The sequence below is a fragment of the Methylorubrum podarium genome (genome assembly GCF_040270385.1).
Classification (GTDB): Bacteria; Pseudomonadota; Alphaproteobacteria; order Rhizobiales; family Beijerinckiaceae; genus Methylobacterium; species Methylobacterium podarium.
This window is the reverse complement of record NZ_JBELQE010000015.1, coordinates 1-16,319: the sequence shown is the minus strand read 5'-3', so window position 1 is coordinate 16,319 and position 16,319 is coordinate 1. Positions and strand designations below refer to the sequence as shown.

General features: G+C 70.7%; 17 protein-coding genes and 1 other RNA gene. 12 read left to right on the top strand and 6 right to left on the bottom strand.

Features of this window, described 5'->3' with window-relative positions; translation table 11 throughout:
• Positions 1–103: 103 nt before the first annotated feature.
• The 3 genes from ABS772_RS01675 to gap form a co-directional block, all read right to left on the bottom strand.
• On the bottom strand, positions 104–1,306 hold the full coding sequence (locus ABS772_RS01675) for a phosphoglycerate kinase (protein ID WP_350391820.1): 1,203 nt from the start codon (positions 1,304–1,306) through the stop codon (positions 104–106).
• Between the two features lie 18 nt (positions 1,307–1,324).
• Positions 1,325–1,855 (bottom strand): hypothetical protein, encoded by a 531-nt coding sequence (locus ABS772_RS01670; protein ID WP_350391819.1) that lies wholly within the window; start codon positions 1,853–1,855, stop codon positions 1,325–1,327.
• Between the two features lie 113 nt (positions 1,856–1,968).
• Positions 1,969–2,976 (bottom strand): type I glyceraldehyde-3-phosphate dehydrogenase, encoded by a 1,008-nt coding sequence (gene gap / locus ABS772_RS01665; RefSeq protein WP_350391818.1) that lies wholly within the window; start codon positions 2,974–2,976, stop codon positions 1,969–1,971.
• 477 nt (positions 2,977–3,453) lie between these two features.
• On the opposite strand from gap, the gene ABS772_RS01660 reads away from it, so the two are divergent.
• From ABS772_RS01660 to ABS772_RS01625, 8 genes are all read left to right on the top strand, one after another.
• A complete protein-coding gene (locus ABS772_RS01660; protein ID WP_350391821.1) occupies positions 3,454–3,798 on the top strand; it encodes a DUF4164 family protein in 345 nt (114 codons plus the stop codon).
• Positions 3,799–3,820: 22 nt separating this feature from the next.
• A complete protein-coding gene (locus ABS772_RS01655; protein WP_238256102.1) occupies positions 3,821–4,180 on the top strand; it encodes a cell division protein ZapA in 360 nt (119 codons plus the stop codon).
• A gap of 58 nt (positions 4,181–4,238) precedes the next feature.
• Positions 4,239–4,664, top strand: coding sequence for a DUF2267 domain-containing protein (locus tag ABS772_RS01650; RefSeq protein WP_350391817.1), 426 nt, complete (start codon positions 4,239–4,241; stop codon positions 4,662–4,664).
• Positions 4,665–4,761: 97 nt separating this feature from the next.
• Positions 4,762–4,918, top strand: a non-coding RNA gene (gene ssrS / locus ABS772_RS01645) — 6S RNA.
• Positions 4,908–5,498 carry a 5-formyltetrahydrofolate cyclo-ligase gene (locus tag ABS772_RS01640; RefSeq protein ID WP_238256104.1) on the top strand — a complete coding sequence of 197 codons (591 nt, stop codon included), beginning with the start codon at positions 4,908–4,910 and terminating at the stop codon, positions 5,496–5,498. The genes ssrS and ABS772_RS01640 overlap by 11 nt, the downstream gene beginning before the upstream one ends.
• 12 nt (positions 5,499–5,510) lie before the next feature.
• Positions 5,511–6,332, top strand: a complete 822-nt coding sequence (locus ABS772_RS01635) for a TIGR00282 family metallophosphoesterase (RefSeq protein WP_350391816.1) — start codon at positions 5,511–5,513, stop codon at positions 6,330–6,332.
• 152 nt (positions 6,333–6,484) lie between these two features.
• Positions 6,485–7,477 (top strand): MotA/TolQ/ExbB proton channel family protein, encoded by a 993-nt coding sequence (locus tag ABS772_RS01630; protein WP_350391815.1) that lies wholly within the window; start codon positions 6,485–6,487, stop codon positions 7,475–7,477.
• 155 nt (positions 7,478–7,632) lie between these two features.
• Positions 7,633–8,646, top strand: coding sequence for a peptidoglycan -binding protein (locus ABS772_RS01625; RefSeq protein WP_350391814.1), 1,014 nt, complete (start codon positions 7,633–7,635; stop codon positions 8,644–8,646).
• A 170-nt stretch (positions 8,647–8,816) separates the two neighbouring features.
• Here the strand turns inward: ABS772_RS01625 and ABS772_RS01620 are convergent, their stop codons facing one another.
• Both ABS772_RS01620 and ABS772_RS01615 read right to left on the bottom strand, forming a co-directional pair.
• Positions 8,817–9,833 carry a D-cysteine desulfhydrase family protein gene (locus tag ABS772_RS01620; protein ID WP_350391813.1) on the bottom strand — a complete coding sequence of 339 codons (1,017 nt, stop codon included), beginning with the start codon at positions 9,831–9,833 and terminating at the stop codon, positions 8,817–8,819.
• 6 nt (positions 9,834–9,839) lie between these two features.
• Positions 9,840–11,696 carry an ABC transporter transmembrane domain-containing protein gene (locus ABS772_RS01615; RefSeq protein ID WP_350391812.1) on the bottom strand — a complete coding sequence of 619 codons (1,857 nt, stop codon included), beginning with the start codon at positions 11,694–11,696 and terminating at the stop codon, positions 9,840–9,842.
• A gap of 310 nt (positions 11,697–12,006) precedes the next feature.
• On the opposite strand from ABS772_RS01615, the gene rpmE reads away from it, so the two are divergent.
• Complete coding sequence (rpmE, locus tag ABS772_RS01610; RefSeq protein WP_238255645.1) at positions 12,007–12,261, top strand: 50S ribosomal protein L31; 255 nt, start codon at positions 12,007–12,009, stop codon at positions 12,259–12,261.
• 215 nt (positions 12,262–12,476) lie between these two features.
• Here rpmE and rcdA read toward each other — a convergent pair whose 3' ends face one another.
• Positions 12,477–13,010: a protease adaptor protein RcdA gene (gene rcdA / locus ABS772_RS01605; protein WP_238255646.1), complete on the bottom strand. Its 534-nt coding sequence runs from the start codon at positions 13,008–13,010 to the stop codon at positions 12,477–12,479.
• 631 nt (positions 13,011–13,641) lie between these two features.
• Here rcdA and rpmH point away from each other — a divergent pair.
• The 3 genes from rpmH to yidC all read left to right on the top strand — a co-directional run bounded on the left by rpmH (position 13,642) and on the right by yidC (position 16,188).
• Positions 13,642–13,776 (top strand): 50S ribosomal protein L34, encoded by a 135-nt coding sequence (rpmH, locus tag ABS772_RS01600; RefSeq protein WP_012253788.1) that lies wholly within the window; start codon positions 13,642–13,644, stop codon positions 13,774–13,776.
• A gap of 71 nt (positions 13,777–13,847) precedes the next feature.
• Positions 13,848–14,345, top strand: coding sequence for a ribonuclease P protein component (rnpA, locus tag ABS772_RS01595; protein ID WP_350391811.1), 498 nt, complete (start codon positions 13,848–13,850; stop codon positions 14,343–14,345).
• Entirely contained in the window at positions 14,338–16,188 is a 1,851-nt protein-coding gene (yidC, locus tag ABS772_RS01590) for a membrane protein insertase YidC (protein WP_350391810.1), read from the top strand. Before rnpA ends, yidC begins: the two co-directional genes overlap by 8 nt.
• Positions 16,189–16,319: the final 131 nt, after the last annotated feature.

The window sequence follows — 16,319 nt, the reverse complement described above, 5'->3', positions numbered from 1 at the left end:
GAGCCACCCTCCCCCCACCCAAGTCGGGCCTGCCCGACTTGGGCACCTACTTGCGGATCTCGGGCAAGCCCGAGATCCGTTGGGGGGAGGGTGAAGCCGGGTGCTAGCCCTTGGCCCGCAGCGCCTCGACGCCGGGCAGTTCCTTGCCCTCCAGCCATTCGAGGAAGGCGCCGCCCGCCGTCGAGACGTAGGAGAAATCCTCGCCGACGCCCGCATGGTTGAGGGCCGCTACGGTGTCGCCGCCGCCCGCCACGCTGACGAGCTGGCCGGCCTTGGTCCGCCGGGCGGCGTGCTGGGCGACCGCCACGGTGCCGGTGTCGAAGGGCGTCAGCTCGAAGGCGCCGAGCGGACCGTTCCAGACCAGCGTCCGGGCCTCGTCGATGGCGCCGTCGATCGTGGCGATCGAGGAGGCGCCGACATCGAGGATCATCGCGTCGGAGGGCACTGAATCGACCGGCACGGTCTCGTTCTCGGCGTTCGCCTTGAACTCGCGGGCGACCAGCGCATCGACGGGCAGGATGATGGTGCAGTTCTTCTCCTTGGCCGCGGCCAGGATGCGCTGGGCGGTCCCGGCGAGATCCTTCTCGCACAGCGACTTGCCGACATCCTTTCCTTGCGCGTGCAGGAAGGTGTTGGCCATGCCGCCGCCGATCACCAGCATGTCGACCTTGGCGACGAGGTTTTCCAGAAGGTCGATCTTGGTCGAGACCTTGGCGCCGCCGACGATGGCGATGACCGGACGGGCCGGATCTTCGAGGCCCTTGGTGAGCGCGTCGAGTTCGGCCTGCATCAGGCGACCGGCAAAGGCCGGGAGCAGGCGGGCGAGCCCCTCGGTCGAGGCGTGGGCCCGGTGGGCGGCGGAGAATGCCTCGTTGACGTAGAGGTCGCCGTTCTCCGCGAGCGCCTGCGCGAACGCGGCCTCGTTCTTCTCCTCGCCCGCATGGTAGCGGGTGTTTTCGAGGAGCAGCACGTCGCCGTCGTTCAGCGAGGCGACCGCCTTGGCCGCGGCCTCGCCGACGCAGTCCTCGCCGAAGGCGACCGGACGCCCGAGCTTCTCCGAGAGCGTCGGCAGGAGAGGCTTGAGCGACTCCTTCGGGTCCGGCTTGCCCTTGGGGCGGCCGAAATGCGCGAGCAGGATCACCCGCCCGCCCGCCTCGGCGATCTCGCGGATCGTCGGCACCACGCGCTCGATCCGGGTCGCGTCGGTGACGCGGCCGCCCTCCATCGGCACGTTGAGATCGACGCGCAGCAGCACACGCTTGCCCTGGAGCGGGCCGGCATCGTCGAGGGTGCGGAAATCCGTCATGGCTGCGTGCGGTTCTTCTTAAGGGTTGGACGCCGGGGGATTGGCGGAGTTCGTCTGGTTCTGGCCGCCGAGGCTGTGCGGCAGCATCCGGTCGAGGTTCAGCCGCTGCACGGCGACCATCAGCGCGACGGTGAGCACGGCGGTGATGATCGCCGTCAGAACCAGGGCGCCGGTGCCGGGCAGGCGGCCGACCCGGTCGGACAGGGTGCGGACCTCGCTGCGCAGGGACGACAGGTCGGCCTGGCGGGCCGCGTCGTTCATCCGGGCGGAGGCGGATTCGACCTTCTCCTCGACGCGCGAGAGCAGCGCCTCGGAGCGGGCGTACTTGTCCTCGATCCGCGCCGTCTTGTCCTCGATGCGGGCGAGCTGGTCGGCGTGGTGGCCGATGCCGGAGGCAGGCAGCTCGGCCTTGCCGACGCTCGGCGGCGGGGCCGCGGGGGTCGGTGTCGCGGCCGGTGTCGCGGCGGGCGGCGCGGCGGTCGGCGTGGAGGACGAGGTCGGGGGAATGAAGTCGCCCCCGGAAGGCTTGGCCGGCGAAGTCTCGGTCATCGCTCACGCACCTTGGATCTTCGGCGAGTCGGGCTCGCCTTAAAAAACGCGAAGGCATTCGGGGGCGGCCGGTCCGAACGGTCGGCCGCCCCCGTGGAAGCGTAGCTAGAGCGTCAGATCAGCTTGGCCATGGCCACGGCGGTGTCGGCCATGCGGTTCGAGAAGCCCCACTCGTTGTCGTACCAGGACAGGATGCGCACGAAGGTGCCGTCCATGACCTTGGTCTGGTCGAGGTGGAAGGTCGACGAGTGCGGATCGTGGTTGAAGTCGATCGACACGTTCGGCCGGTCGGTCACGCCGAGGACGCCCTTGAGCGGGCCGGCGGCGGCCGCCTTGATCGCGTCGTTGATCTCCTGGACCGAGGTCTCGCGCTTGGCGGTGAAGACGAGGTCGACCGCCGAGACGTTCGGGGTCGGCACGCGGATCGCGGTGCCGTCGAGCTTGCCCTTCAGCTCCGGCAGCACGAGGCCGACGGCCTTGGCCGCGCCCGTCGAGGTCGGGATCATCGAGAGCGCGGCGGCGCGCGCCCGGTAGAGATCCTTGTGCATCTGATCCAGCGAGGGCTGGTCGTTGGTGTAGGAGTGGATCGTGGTCATGAAGCCGCGCTCGATGCCCACCGTCTCGTTGAGCACCTTGGCCACCGGGGCGAGGCAGTTCGTGGTGCAGGAGGCGTTCGAGACGACGAGGTGGTCGGCGGTGAGCCCCTCGTGGTTCACGCCGTAGACCACCGTCAGGTCGGCGCCGTCGGCGGGCGCCGAGACGAGGACGCGCTTGGCGCCCGCGTCGAGATGCGCCTTGGCCTTGTCCTTCGAGGTGAAGATGCCGGTGCACTCCATGGCGACGTCGACGCCGAGGTCGCGGTGGAGCAGCTCGGCCGGGTTGCGCACGGCGGTGACGCGGATGCGCTTGCCGTTGATGACGATGTCGTCGCCGTCCACCGCGACCTCGGCCGGGAAGCGGCCGTGCACGGAATCGTAGCGCAGGAGGTGGGCGTTGGTCTCGACCGGGCCGAGATCGTTGATGGCCACGACCTCGATGTCGGTGCGGCCGGCCTCGACGATGGCGCGCAGCACGTTGCGGCCGATGCGCCCGAACCCGTTGATGGCAACCTTGACGGTCACGGCGTGACTCCTTCGAAATGGGGCGCATCCGCGCGCCGATGGGAAACAGGTCGGGTCGGCCGGCAGCCTGCGCGCGCGGCGTCCGATGTCGGTGGGACCGCTCCAAGCGGGGCGGTACTGAACGGGGGATGAACCGGAAGGCGGCCCGCACCCGTCCGGTCGGCGGACGGTCTGAGCGGGGAGCCTGGAAGGGTCACGGTTCTGGGAATCCGTCGGGCGGCCCCGCGCCGGGGGATCGGGGCCGGGCGCGGGCTCTCTAACATGGCGCCGGGGCCTGTCAAAGATCGTGGGCAGGCCTGTGAATCGGCTGGAATTTCGAATGCTCTTGGCTGAAACCTGTTCGCAGCGAGGATTCGGAGTACCGCGGAAGTCCCTCCGCCTCCGGCCGTTTGCGTCCTCGCCGCGACGACGCGGAACGCGTTCCGTGGCAGGCTCCGACGAAGCGACGACCGACGGGTGGACATGGCGCGGGTGGATATGGCGCGAACGGAGACAAGGGTGACGCAGGCCAAAGGGCACGCGACGGGGCAGGCGGCGGGGCAGGAAGGCGGCGGCCTGGAGGAGGCGCTGCACCGGCTCGATACGGCGCTGGCGCTGCTCGAGACCGCGGTGGCCCGCAAGCTCGAGGCCGAGCGCAGCCGCGGCGACCGCGAGACCGAGTTCGCCCTGCTCGAGGAGGACCGGGTGCGGCTGGCCGCCGAGCTCGACGCGGCGGGCGCGCGGCTCGCCCGGATGACGAGCACCACCGGCGAGGTGAACCGCCGCCTCGATCGCGCCATCGAGACGGTGGAAGACGTGCTGTCCGGCCCCGCCGGGCGCTGAGTTCGAGTCAGGTTCAAGCCGGATGCCGCACGTCAACGTCACCATCGCGGGCAAGAGCTACCGGATGGCCTGCGGCCCCGGCGAGGAGGATCATCTCTCCGCCCTCGCCCAGACCTTCGACGAGCGGGTCACGCAGATGCGCGCCGCCTTCGGCGAGATCGGCGACATGCGCCTGCACGTCATGGCCTCGCTGACGCTCGCCGACGAGCTGCACGAGGCGCAACGGCGCATCGCCGACCTGGAGCGGAACGCCGCCCAGGGCGCCGCCGAGCAGGCGCGGCTCGCCAGCGGCGTCGGCGTCGCCGCCGAGCGCATCGACCGGCTGGCCCGGGCACTGTCGGGGCAGTCCGTGGGACAGACGCCGGGCCAGGGCGGGGGCTGACCGGAGCGGCGGAGCGTGCGAGGTTCGGCCCCGACGCCGCCGGACCCGGAGCCCGCCGATGACCGTCCCGCAGGAATGCTGGCGGGCCTCGCGCGACTTCGAGCACTTCATGCTCGCCGCCCGCGCGGCCCTCGATCACGCCACCACCAACCAGACCTACGCGACTCTCTACGGCGTCTTCGTCGTCTTCCGCCGCCGTCTGAGCGCCCGGCAGGGCCTGATCTTCGCCGCCGCGCTGCCCCCGGTGCTTCGGGCGATCTTCGTGGAGGGCTGGAACCCCGACGAACCTCTCCGCCCCTTCGAAGAGCGGGCAGCGTTGGAGGAGGAGGTTCGCGGCGTGCGCGCCGACCACAACTGCTCCCCGGACGGTTCGATCGCGGCGCTGGCCGGAGTGCTTTGGGCGCACGTGGATCGGGAAGCTCTTCGCCGCGCGCTCGCCGACCTGCCGGAGCCGGCCCGCGCCTTCTGGCACATCGACCCATGATGGCCTTCGGACCGGACAATCGCGCCGGCTTCGAAAATCGTGCCTGCATCGCGTTCAGCCCCTGGCGCCCGGGCCCCGGCACGTCTATCTCTGGCTGGCGGGGCTGCAGGGTTCGTCAGGAGAACTTTCCCCGGGGCCTTATCGACTCCCTAGGGAGCTGTCACTGGCCTCGTCCGTGGACTTGGCCAACACGGCGCCCACCTACTCTGTAGGTTTCCCGGGATCGACACTCCAACGGCTCAGGTGGCTCCGCACTCTTCCCCCGAACGCTCGCTCAAGGCGAGCCTCCGCGCCGAGGCGCTGGCGCGCCGCGACGCGCTCTCCCCCGAGGCCCGCGCCGTCGGCTCCCTCGCTGCCGCCGAGACCATCGCGGCGATACCCCAGCTCGCGCAGGCGCCGCTGGTCGGCGCCTTCTGGCCGATCCGCAGCGAGATCGACCCGCGCCCGCTGATCGAGCGTCTGTTCGCCCGCGGCCAGCGTGTTGCTCTCCCCAAAGTCACGAAACAGGGTCTCGTCTTCCGCGAGTGGCGCGCGGGCGAGGAACTGGTGCAGGGCGGCTTCGGCCTCAGTGAGCCCCGCGACGACCTGCCTCCGCTCGACCCCACCGCCCTGATCGTGCCGCTCGCCGCCTTCGACCGCGCGGGCCAGCGCATCGGCTACGGCGCGGGCTACTACGATCAGGCGATCGAGCGCCTGTCCCAGAACGGCCCCGTGCTGACGGTCGGCATCGCCTTCTCGGTCCAGGAGATCGAGCGCGTCCCGGCCGAGCCGCACGACCGCCCCCTCGACCATCTCGTGACCGAGACCGGACCCGTGCCGCTCCGGCAAAGCTGATTCCTCGATACGATGCGCATCCTCTTCCTCGGCGACATCGTCGGACGCCCCGGCCGCCACGCCGTCGCCGACCGGCTGCCCGGCCTGCGCGAGCGCTGGCGCCTCGACTGCGTGGTGATCAACGGCGAGAACGCCGCCGGCGGCTTCGGCATCACCGAATCGATCTGCGACGAGATCCTCCAGGCCGGCGCCGACGCGGTGACGCTCGGCAACCACTCCTTCGACCAGCGCGAGGCGCTCGTCTTCATCGCCCGCCAGCCGCGGCTGATCCGGCCGGCGAACTACCCGCCCGGCACCCCTGGCCGCGGCGCCACGGTGATCGAGACGGCCCGCGGCGCCCGCGTGCTCGTGGTCAACGTCATGGGCCGCCTCTATCTCGACCCCCTCGACGATCCCTTCACCGCGGCCGACCGGGAGCTGGAAGCCTGTCCCCTCGGGGCGGCGGCGGACGCGGTCCTCGTCGATGTCCACGCCGAGGCCACCAGCGAGAAGCAGGCCATGGCGCATTTCCTCGACGGCCGGGCGAGCCTCGTCGTCGGCACCCACACCCACGCGCCGACCGGGGACCACCGCATCCTGCCTGGCGGCACCGCCTATCTCTCCGATGCCGGCATGTGCGGCGACTACGATTCGATCCTCGGCATGCAGAAGGACGAGCCGGTGCGCCGCTTCCTGCAGAAGACGCCGGGCTCGCGGCTCGAAGCGGCCACCGGCGAGGGCACCCTGTGCGGCGTCGCGGTCGAGACCGACGACGCGACGGGATTGGCCAAGCGCGTCTGGGCGGTCCGGCTCGGGCCGCATCTGGAGGAGACCTGGCCCCGCGAGTGGGATTGAAGCCCGTTCGGCCGGTCGCCGGCTCGCGCAGGCCCGTGGGACGACGGCGCACCGCGACTTGATCGCGGCAGGCCGAGCCGCCAGAGTGCCGCCGGTTTTGTCACAGCGGTGCCGCCGGTCCCGGCGTCAGGCCCAACATGAGTATGGACCCGATGGCGGCCCGTTCCGCGTCCTCCGACACGCCTCCCCTCGCCAAGCCCGGCATGACGCTGGTGCGGATGCTGGTGTTCCTGGCGCTCGCGGGCTTCCTCGCCTTCGTCCTCTACAAGCAGATCACGCCGGCCTTTCTCGCCAATCCGGGCCTGAACGGGCTGATCCTCGGCGTGCTGCTGATCGCCGTGCTCCTCGCCTTCGGGCAGGTGACGCGGCTGTTTCGCGAGGTGCGCTACGTCAACGCGGTGGCCGCCGGGCAGAACCCGAAGGACCGGCCGACCCTGCTCGCGCCCCTGCTGCCGGCGATCACCGCCCGGCGCGAGGGGATGACGCTGTCGAGCACCCGCGCGCATCTCGACACCACCGCCGTGCGGCTCGACGAGGGCCGCGAGATCCTGCGCTACATCGCCGGCATCCTGATCCTGCTCGGCCTGCTCGGCACCTTCTGGGGCCTGATCGAGACGCTCTCGGCGGTCGGCTCGGTGATCGGCGGCATGCGCGGCGGCGGCGACGCGGCGGTGATGTTCGACGAACTCAAGAGCGGGCTCGCGGTGCCGCTCTCCGGGATCGGCCTCGCCTTCTCCGCCTCTTTGTTCGGCCTCGCCTCCTCGCTGATCGTCGGCTTCCTCGACCTCCAGGCGGGGCAGGCCCATTCGCGCTTCCACAACGAGCTGGAGGACTGGCTCGTCTCCGGCGAGGAGCAGGCGGTCGCCACTGGCGCCGTGGCCGCGCGCCCGGCGCCGGAGCACGACCCGGCCATCGCCCGCGAGCTGCAAGCCGCCGTGGACCGGTTGAGCGGCGTCATCGCCGAGGGCGCCGGCGGCCGCGGCGCGACCCAGGCCATGACCAATCTGGCCGAGGGCATCCAGGGACTCGTGCAGCACATGCGCGCCGAGCAGCAGATGATCCGCGACTGGGTCGAGGCCCAGGCCGCCCGCGAGCGCGAGCTGAAGCAGGTGCTCGACCGGCTGGCCCGCGAGAAGGTCAATTAGAGCATCATCCCGAACGGTGGTCGCCGGCTTTCGGAAAAGATGATGCGAGAACAAGAGGATGGAGCATGGTCGAGCGAAGGGGAGGCCGGATCGCGTGAAGACCATGCGACCACGGACATCGGCGCCGCTCCCGCGGCAGCGGGAGGAGCGCTGACATGGCGTCCGCGCGCGCGCGCTCGCAGCGCAGCCTCAATGTCTGGCCGGGCTATGTCGACGCGCTCGCGACGCTCCTGCTCGCGGTCGTCTTCCTGCTCACCGTCTTCGTGGTGGGGCAGTTCTTCCTCTCGCAGGAGCTGACGGGCCGCGACGCCGTCCTCAACCGCCTCAACCGCCAGATCGCCGACCTCACCGACCTGCTCGCGCTGGAGCGTTCGAGCCGCCGCGCCCAGGAAGAGGCGGCCGCCGGCCTGCGCAACACCCTGACCGCGGCGGAGGCCGAGCGCGACCGGCTCCGGGCGCTGGCCGACGCCAGCGAGGCGGCCCAGGGCAAGAGCGCCGACGTCGATGCGCAGCTCGCCGCCGAGCGCGGCGCGACGCAGCGGGCGCAGAATCAGGTCGAGCTGCTCAACGAACAGATCCGCGCCCTGCGCCGGCAGCTCGCGGCGCTCGAGGACGCCCTGGCGGCCTCCGAATCCCGCGACCGGGAGAGCCAGGCCCGCATCGCCGAACTGGGCAGCCGCCTCAACGTGGCGCTCGCCCAGAGGGTGCAGGAACTCGCCCGCTACCGCTCCGACTTCTTCGGGCGCCTGCGCCAGATCATCGGCAACCGGACCGATGTCCGCATCGTCGGCGACCGCTTCGTGCTGCAATCCGAGGTGCTGTTCACGGCGGGCTCCGCGGCGCTGAAGCCCGAGGCCGGACCGGAGCTCGACCGGATCGCGGGCGCGATCCTCGACATCGCGCGGGAGATCCCCGCCGACATCCCCTGGGTGCTGCGCGTGGACGGCCATACCGACGCGCGGCCGATCCAGTCGGCGCAGTTCCCTTCGAACTGGGAGCTGTCGGCCGCCCGCGCCATCGCGGTCGTGCAGTACCTGCGGAGCAAGGGCCTCCCGCCGCAGCGGCTGCTCGCCGGCGCCTTCGGCGAGTTCCAGCCGCTCGATTCGGGAACGAGCGACGAGGCCTATGCGCGCAACCGCCGGATCGAGATGAAGCTGACCGAGCGGTGACGCCCTCTCCGCACTGCGGGAGAGGGTGGCCCCGAATGGGGTCGGGTGAGGGGAGCGACGGTGCAGAAGAGGTCGCGGCCTTCGCGAAGGCCGTTCCTTCGTCTGAAGCGTCGCTCCCCCTCTCCCGCCTCGCATCCGCGAGGCACCCTCCGCCGCAGAGGGGGGGAGGGTTACGAGCGCGAAAACTCGCTCCGATACGCGAACAGCCCCGGCACGCCGCCGGTCATCACGAACAGCACCGCCGCGCCGCGCTCGTATAGGCCCGCGCGCACGTCGTGGAGCAGCCCGGCGAACGCCTTGCCGCTGTAGACGGGATCGAGCAGCAGCCCCTCGGTGCGGGCCATGAGCCGCACCGCCTCGCGCATGCCCTCGGTCGGGATGCCGTAGCCCGGCCCGCGATGGGCGCCGTCCACGCGGACGGCGTCGTCGGCGAGCGTAAGGCCGCCGCCGATCAGCGCCAGGGTGTCGCGGGCCTTGGCGAGCGTCGCGTCGCGTGCCTCGGCCTCGGGGGCGAGCACCGTGTAGGACTGGGCGAGATGCGGATCGCGGCCGGCGGCGGTCAGGCCCGCGGCGAGGCCGGCATGGGTGCCGGAACTGCCGTTCGGCACGACGATCCGGGCGAAGGCGAGGCCGAGATTGGCCGATTGCTCCAGGATCTCGGCGGCGCAGGCGGCGTAGCCGAGGCAGCCGAGCGGGCTCGACCCGCCGGAGGGGAACACGAAGACGCGCCGTCCTTCCGCCCGCAACTCCTCCGCCCGCGCCTCGGCCCGCGCCAGCGAATCCGCCTCACCCGGCAGCAGGTGGACCCGGGCGCCGAACAGATCCTGTAGCAGCCGGTTGCCGTTGCCGGTGTAGTCGGCATCCTCCCGCGGCACGCTGCGGGTCAGGAACAGCTCGCAGGCGAGCCCCATCCGCGCGGCGGAGGCGGCGGTGAGCCGGGCATGGTTCGATTGCAGCGCGCCGACGGTGATCACCGTGTCGGCCCGCTCCGCCAGCGCCCGGCCGAGGAGGAATTCGAGCTTGCGCAGCTTGTTGCCGCCGAGCCCCACCGGTCCGACGTCGTCGCGCTTCACGAACAGCCGCACGCCGTTCAGCTCCGTCCCGAGATGGGTCGAGAGCCGGTCGAGGGAGCGGATCGGCGTCGGCCCGTCGGTGAGCGCCACGCGGGGGAAGCGGGTGAGGTCCATCGCGCCCTACTCCGCCGCGTGCTTCGGGCGCGGGTCGCGCGCCCGGGCGCTCTCGTCGAAGCTGTCGGCGAATTGCAGGCTCGCGAGCTGCGCGTAGAGGGCGCCGCGGGCGAGCAGGCTCTCGTGCGTGCCCTCCTCGACGATCTTCCCGCCGTCGAAGACGAGGATGCGGTCGGCGGCGCGGATGGTCGCGAGGCGGTGGGCGATCACCAGCGTGGTGCGACCCTGCATCAGCCGGTCGAGGGCGTTCTGCACCGCGCGCTCGCTCTCGGCGTCGAGGGCCGAGGTCGCCTCGTCGAGGAGCAGGATCGGCGCGTCCTTGAGGATCGCGCGGGCGATGGCGATGCGCTGGCGCTGCCCGCCCGAGAGCGTGGTGCCGCGCTCGCCCAGCAGCGTCGCGTAGCCCTCCGGCAGGGCGCGGATGAAGCCGTCGGCGTTGGCGAGCCGGGCGGCCTCCTCGACCTCCGCCTCGCTCGCGCCGGGGCGCCCGTAGCGGATGTTCTCGAGGACCGTGCCGGAGAACACCACCGGATCCTGCGGCACCAGGGAGAGGCGCTCGCGCAGGGCGTCGAGATCGGCCTGCGGCAGGGGCACGCCGTCGATCGTCACCTGCCCCTCGTCCGGGTCGTAGAAGCGCAGCAGCAACTGCAGCACCGTGGTCTTGCCGGCCCCCGAGGGGCCGACCAGGGCGATGCGCTCGCCCGGAGCCGCCGTGAACGAGACGCCGTCGAGCGCCGCGTGCTCGGGCCGAGTGGGGTAGCGGAAACGCACCGCCTCGAACGCGACCGCGCCGCGGGCCGGGCTCGGCAGGGCGACCGGGTGCTCGGGCGAGCGGATCGCCGGCTCGGCGGCCAGGATTTCGCCGAGCCGCTCGGCGGCGCCCGCGGCCTGGGCGAGTTCGCCGTAGACCTCGGAGAGCTGGCCGAGGGCGCTGGCGCCGAACACCGCGTAGAGGATGAATTGCGAGAGCTGGCCGGCGCTGGTGGTGCCGGCGAGCACGCCCTTGGCGCCGTACCACATCACCCCGACCACCGAGGCCGAGATCAGGAAGATCGCCACGCCCGTGAGCAGGGCGCGGGCGGTGATCGAGGCGCGCGCCGACCGGTAGGCGTTCTCGGAGGCTTCCGCGAAGCGCCCGGCGGTGGTGCGGCCCATGCCGAAGGCCTGCATCGTGCGCACGGCGCCGACGGCTTCGGCGGCGTAGGCCGACGCGTCGGCGAGCCGGTCCTGCGCCGCGCGGGAGCGGCGGCGCACGCCGCGGCCCGACAGGATCAGCGGGAAGACGATGAGCGGGATCGCGGCCAGGACGAGGATCGACAGGCCGGGGCTCGTCCAGACCATCATGACGACGGCGCCGACGAACAGGAACAGGTTGCGCAGCAGGATCGAGATCGAGACCCCGAAGACCGCCTTGACCTGCGTCGCGTCCGCGGTGAGCCGCGAGACGATCTCGCCCGACTGCGCCTTGTCGAAGAAGGTCGGGTCGAGGCTCGTCAGCCGGGCGAAGACCGCCGAGCGCAGATCCGCCACGACGCGCTCGCCGAGCGTCACCACCGAGTAGTAGCGGCCCGCGCTCGACACCGCGAGCACCGCCACCACGCCGAGCAGCGCCACGAAGTAGGAGTTGATGAGCGCCTGCCCCTCCGGCGAGAAGCCGTGGTCGATCACCCGTCGAATCGCGATCGGCACGACGAGCGTCGCGCCGGAGGCCGCGAGCAGCGAGACCAGCGCCGCGAGGATGCGGCCCCGATAGCGGCTCGCGAAGGGGATCAGGGGTTTGAGCGCTCCGAGCGGCGCCCGCCCCCGGAGGGCCGCCCGCGGGTCGACCTCTGCGCCGGGCGACGCGTCACGCCTGCGGGCCATCGTTCCTCGACATCGTTTCGTCCCGTCCTGAGCCGTTTCTATCTTGGCGGTTTCTGTCGTGTCGTCGTTGACGTGAGCCATCGCATAAGCAGCGACCGCTCCGATTTCCAGTTCGCGTCGGCCCTGCGGACACGTCTTCGCCGATTGTCGTGCCGAGTTTTCGCGCGAGACCGCCGATCCGGCCGCCCTCTCTTGTCGGTCGCCCGAGGCTGAGGTATAGGCGCGCCTTCATCGGAATGCGCGCGATGTTTTGCCCCTGGCTCCTCCCCGAGTGGCGGGGCCGGTCGGCGTGCTACCTCAGGAATTCGTCATGGCAAAGAACGAGGCCGGCAAGGCCAAGGGGACCGAGCACCCCGACTACCACTTCATCAAGGTCGTGATGACCGACGGCACCGAGTACAAGACCCGCTCGACCTACGGCAAGGAAGGCGACGTCCTCAACCTGGACATCGACCCGACCACGCACCCGGCCTGGACCGGCGGCGAGCAGAAGATGCTCGATCGCGGCGGCCGCGTCTCGCGCTTCAACAACCGCTTCGCCGGCCTCGGCTTCGGCAAGAAGTGATTTTTTGGGATTTGGGCCCCGGCCCGGATCGATGAGACGGCGCCGCTCGCGGCGCCGTTTTCGTTTGCGCGCGAGGGTTCGCTCTGCGCATGGGCGCGGCGCTGCCGGATGAAGCCCCGCCGAATCGAACGGGCGCGGCCATCGGTCGATGACACGCGCCCCGTCCGGCCCCGGTCGCTTTCGCCGGCAGCCTGCCTCTCAGCTTCCGAAAAAAATCACTCCCCGCCGAAGGCGGCCCGCAGGCGCCCGAACTGGGCGGTCACCGGGCTCTCCCGCGGCACCGGCACGGGGCGGTCCTCGCTGATCAGCGCGTCGAGGTGCAGGATGCGCGCGTGCAGCCGGCGCGAGCGGCGCACGAGATCCTGAAGCCGGAGCGGAAGCGCCGCGAAGGCCTCGCCGGCCTCCGGCAGGGCGCGCTCCGACTCGGCGAGCTTGACGCGGGTCTTCTCCTCCTGCGCCTGACTCAGCGAGATCTCGCCCTCGGAGACCGCCCGCTGCACCAGCAGCCAGGAGGCGATCTGCATCAGCCGGGTGGTGAGGCGCATGCTCTCGCTGGCATAGGCCAGCGTGGCGTCGCGCGAGATCAGGCGCGATTCGGCCCTCCCCTCCCCGTCGAGATAGGCCGCCGTCTCCTCGACCAGCAGCATGCCCTCGCGGAACAGGGTCTTGAAGGCTTCCGACGACACGTAGGACTCGCCGAAGCTCACCCACTCGCGGTCGTCCCGGAACGTGACGTCGAACTCGGTCATCCTGCCTCCTGTACCGCCGGCGTACCATCTGTCCCGGATGGGGACGATCTCGGTGCGAATGCAGCCAGTGGGGCAAGTGTAGCGCCGAACGCGAGCCGAAAGAGGGTTCACGTCCTTTTAACGTTAACGGCGCGGCGACGGCGGATGGCGCGGGGCCCGGCGGGCGGATCGGCGCCAAAAAAAGAAGCCGCTCCAGAGGAGCGGCTCTCATGAGTCTTACAGGGAGGCATCAAACAGACTGGACGGAGATCCCAATCAGGATCCAGACAATCTGGATGTGCCTCTTTGTAGAACGGAAAGGTTAACGCACCGTTAAACGCTCGGCGGGTGTCCCGAAAAGTTGCGAAGGCCCGGAATTGGGGATTGGGATCCCAACCGGCCGTATCCCTACGGTCCCGATACGCACGACGGGGCAGCGACGACGCTGCGGCACCCGGCGCGGCCGTGCCTCCGCATCGGCAGCCCGTCATTGACTTGCGGCGCCCCCTCCGCCATAAGCCGCGCCATTGCGAAGCGGCGCCCTGTCCCGGGCGCCCTTCGCGTTTGCAGATCCCATTTCGAGGTTCACACACGGTCCGCGCGCTGATCGCAAGCGCCGCCGGGTCGAGACCTCGACCGCCGGAGACCGATCATGAAGAGAACCTACCAGCCGAGCAAGCTCGTCCGTAAGCGCCGTCACGGCTTCCGCGCCCGCATGGCGACCGCCGGCGGCCGCAAGGTCATCGCCGCCCGTCGCGCGCACGGCCGCAAGCGCCTCTCGGCCTGACACACTCCGTGGCGCCGCAGGGCGGCGCCACGTCTCGCAACACGAGCCCGCGAATCGGGATCGGAGCGCCCGTGCCGACGATCGGACGTCTCCGGCGGCGCCCGGATTTCCTGGCAGCCGCCCAGGGCCGGCGGTTCCACACGGAACGCATGAGCGCCCAAGGGCGCCTGCGCGATCCGGGCGAGACCCGTGACGGCGCGACCGCCGAGGGGATCTTCCTCGGCTTCACCATCACGAAGCGCGTGGGGCATGCGACCGAACGCAACCGGATCCGGCGACGCCTGCGCAGCGCCGTCGCCGCCGTGGCGACGGATGCGCCCTCGATCGGCGCGGATGTCGTGGTGATCGCCCGGCGCCCCGCCCTGGACGCTCCCTTCGAAAGCCTCGTCGAGGATCTGCGGCGCGCGCTCCATTCTGTGACGCGCCCGGCCGCGCCGCGCTCCGGCGACGCTCCCCGCTCCTCCCCATCGCGACGCGGCGGCTCCCGCTCCGGCCGGGGCGCGACCGCGGGCGGCCCTCACCCCCTCCCCTCCACATCGAAGGCGCCTGACGGATCGACCGATGGGTAACGACAAGACGAACATGTTCGTCGCCATCGCCTTGTCGCTGGTGGTCCTGCTTGGCTGGCATTACTTCGTCACCGGGCCGGCCAGCGAGCGGCAGCGACAGGCGGCACAGAGCCAGACCGCGCAGCAACCGGGCGCGTCGCAGACGGCCGACGGCATCCCCGCCCCGAGCCCGCGCGAGGGCAGCCCCAGCGCGCCCGTGCCCGGCACCGTGCCGGGCACCGCCGCCCAAGGTCCCGTCACCCGCGAGGAGGCGCTGGCGCGCTCGGCGCGGGTGCGGCTCGACACGCCCGCCCTCTACGGCTCGGTCGCGCTCAAGGGCGCGCGCATCGACGACGTGAGCCTCAAGAACTACCACGAGACCGTCAGCGACGAGAGCCCGCGCATCGTGCTGCTCTCGCCCACCGGCAGCCAGAACCCCTACTACGCCGAGTTCGGCTGGGTCGGCGCCAATGCCGGGCCGCTGCCCAACGGCGACACGGTCTGGAAGGCCGACGGCGACCTGCTCGCCCCCGGCAAGCCGCTCACGCTGAGCTGGGACAACGGCCAGGGCCTCGTCTTCAAGCGCATCATCGCCGTCGACGACAAGTTCATGTTCACGGTCCGCGATGAGGTGGAGAACACCTCGGCCAACCCCGTGACGCTCTACCCCTACAGCCTCGTCTCGCGCTGGGGTAAGCCGCACACCCAGGGCTACTACGTGCTGCACGAGGGCCTGATCGGCGTGCTCGGCAACGACGGCCTGCAGGAATACACCTACGACAAGGTCGCCAAGGAGCCGGCCTACGGCGGCCCCGGCACGCTGGGCAAGGCCTGGACGAACGTGACCGGCGGCTGGGTCGGCATCACCGACAAGTACTGGGCCGCCGCGACGATCCCGGAGCAGGACAAGCCCTTCACGGGCGCCTTCACCGAGCGCACCGACGGGGCGACCAAGGTCTACCAGACCTCCGTGCGGGGCGACTCCGTCACCGTGGCGCCGAACGCGTCCTCGACCACGACCCAGCGCCTGTTCGCGGGCGCCAAGGAGGTCAACCAGATCAACGCCTACGAGCGCGAGCTCGGCATCAAGCAGTTCGATCTGATGATCGACTGGGGCTGGTTCTGGTTCCTGACCAAGCCGATGTTCCGGGCGCTGGACTTCTTCTTCCATCTCGCCGGCAATTTCGGTGTCTCGATCCTGCTGGTGACGCTGATCCTGAAGATCTTCTTCCTGCCGATCGCCAACCGCTCCTACGTCTCCATGGCCAAGATGAAGGCCGTGCAGCCGGAGATGACCTCCATCCGGGAGCGCTACAAGGACGACCGGACGAAGCAGCAACAGGCGATGATGGAGCTGTACAAGAAGGAGAAGATCAATCCGATCGCCGGCTGCTGGCCGGTGCTGATTCAGATCCCGGTCTTCTTCGCGCTCTACAAGGTCCTGTTCATCACCATCGAGATGCGGCACGCGCCGTTCTTCGGCTGGATCCAGGATCTCGCCGCGCCCGATCCGACGAGCATCGTGAACCTGTTCGGCCTGCTGCCCTTCGCCGCGCCCGACTTCATCCATCTGGGCGTGTGGCCGATCATCATGGGCATCACGATGTTCGTGCAGATGAAGATGAACCCCGCGCCGCCGGACCCGGTCCAGGCGCAGGTCTTCGCCTTCATGCCGATCGTGTTCACCTTCATGCTCGGCTCGTTCCCCGCCGGCCTCGTGATCTACTGGGCCTGGAACAACCTGCTCTCGGTGATCCAGCAATACATCATCATGCGCCGCAACGGCGTGAAGGTGGAGCTGTGGGACAACATCAGGGGCATGTTCAAACGCGGCGACAAGAAAGCCGCGGCCACCAAGGGCTGACCGCGCGCTGACCGACGAACCCTCCTCCCCCCTCGCGGGGAGGAGCCGGAGGTGGGGGTGGTGCAGAATCGAGAGCGTCCGCTCCGCCTGCCGCATTGCCGAGCCTGCGCCTTCCGTAAGGTCGGGCTCAC

Coding starts and splice junctions, on each gene's coding strand:
- ABS772_RS01675 (WP_350391820.1), bottom strand. CDS start 1,306: ATGACGGATTTCCGCACCCTCGACGATGCCGGCCCGCTCCAGGGCAAG.
- ABS772_RS01670 (WP_350391819.1), bottom strand. CDS start 1,855: ATGACCGAGACTTCGCCGGCCAAGCCTTCCGGGGGCGACTTCATTCCC.
- ABS772_RS01660 (WP_350391821.1), top strand. CDS start 3,454: ATGGCGCGAACGGAGACAAGGGTGACGCAGGCCAAAGGGCACGCGACG.
- ABS772_RS01655 (WP_238256102.1), top strand. CDS start 3,821: ATGCCGCACGTCAACGTCACCATCGCGGGCAAGAGCTACCGGATGGCC.
- ABS772_RS01650 (WP_350391817.1), top strand. CDS start 4,239: ATGACCGTCCCGCAGGAATGCTGGCGGGCCTCGCGCGACTTCGAGCAC.
- ABS772_RS01635 (WP_350391816.1), top strand. CDS start 5,511: ATGCGCATCCTCTTCCTCGGCGACATCGTCGGACGCCCCGGCCGCCAC.
- ABS772_RS01630 (WP_350391815.1), top strand. CDS start 6,485: ATGGCGGCCCGTTCCGCGTCCTCCGACACGCCTCCCCTCGCCAAGCCC.
- ABS772_RS01625 (WP_350391814.1), top strand. CDS start 7,633: ATGGCGTCCGCGCGCGCGCGCTCGCAGCGCAGCCTCAATGTCTGGCCG.
- ABS772_RS01620 (WP_350391813.1), bottom strand. CDS start 9,833: ATGGACCTCACCCGCTTCCCCCGCGTGGCGCTCACCGACGGGCCGACG.
- ABS772_RS01615 (WP_350391812.1), bottom strand. CDS start 11,696: ATGGCCCGCAGGCGTGACGCGTCGCCCGGCGCAGAGGTCGACCCGCGG.
- rpmE (WP_238255645.1), top strand. CDS start 12,007: ATGGCAAAGAACGAGGCCGGCAAGGCCAAGGGGACCGAGCACCCCGAC.
- rcdA (WP_238255646.1), bottom strand. CDS start 13,010: ATGACCGAGTTCGACGTCACGTTCCGGGACGACCGCGAGTGGGTGAGC.
- rpmH (WP_012253788.1), top strand. CDS start 13,642: ATGAAGAGAACCTACCAGCCGAGCAAGCTCGTCCGTAAGCGCCGTCAC.
- yidC (WP_350391810.1), top strand. CDS start 14,338: ATGGGTAACGACAAGACGAACATGTTCGTCGCCATCGCCTTGTCGCTG.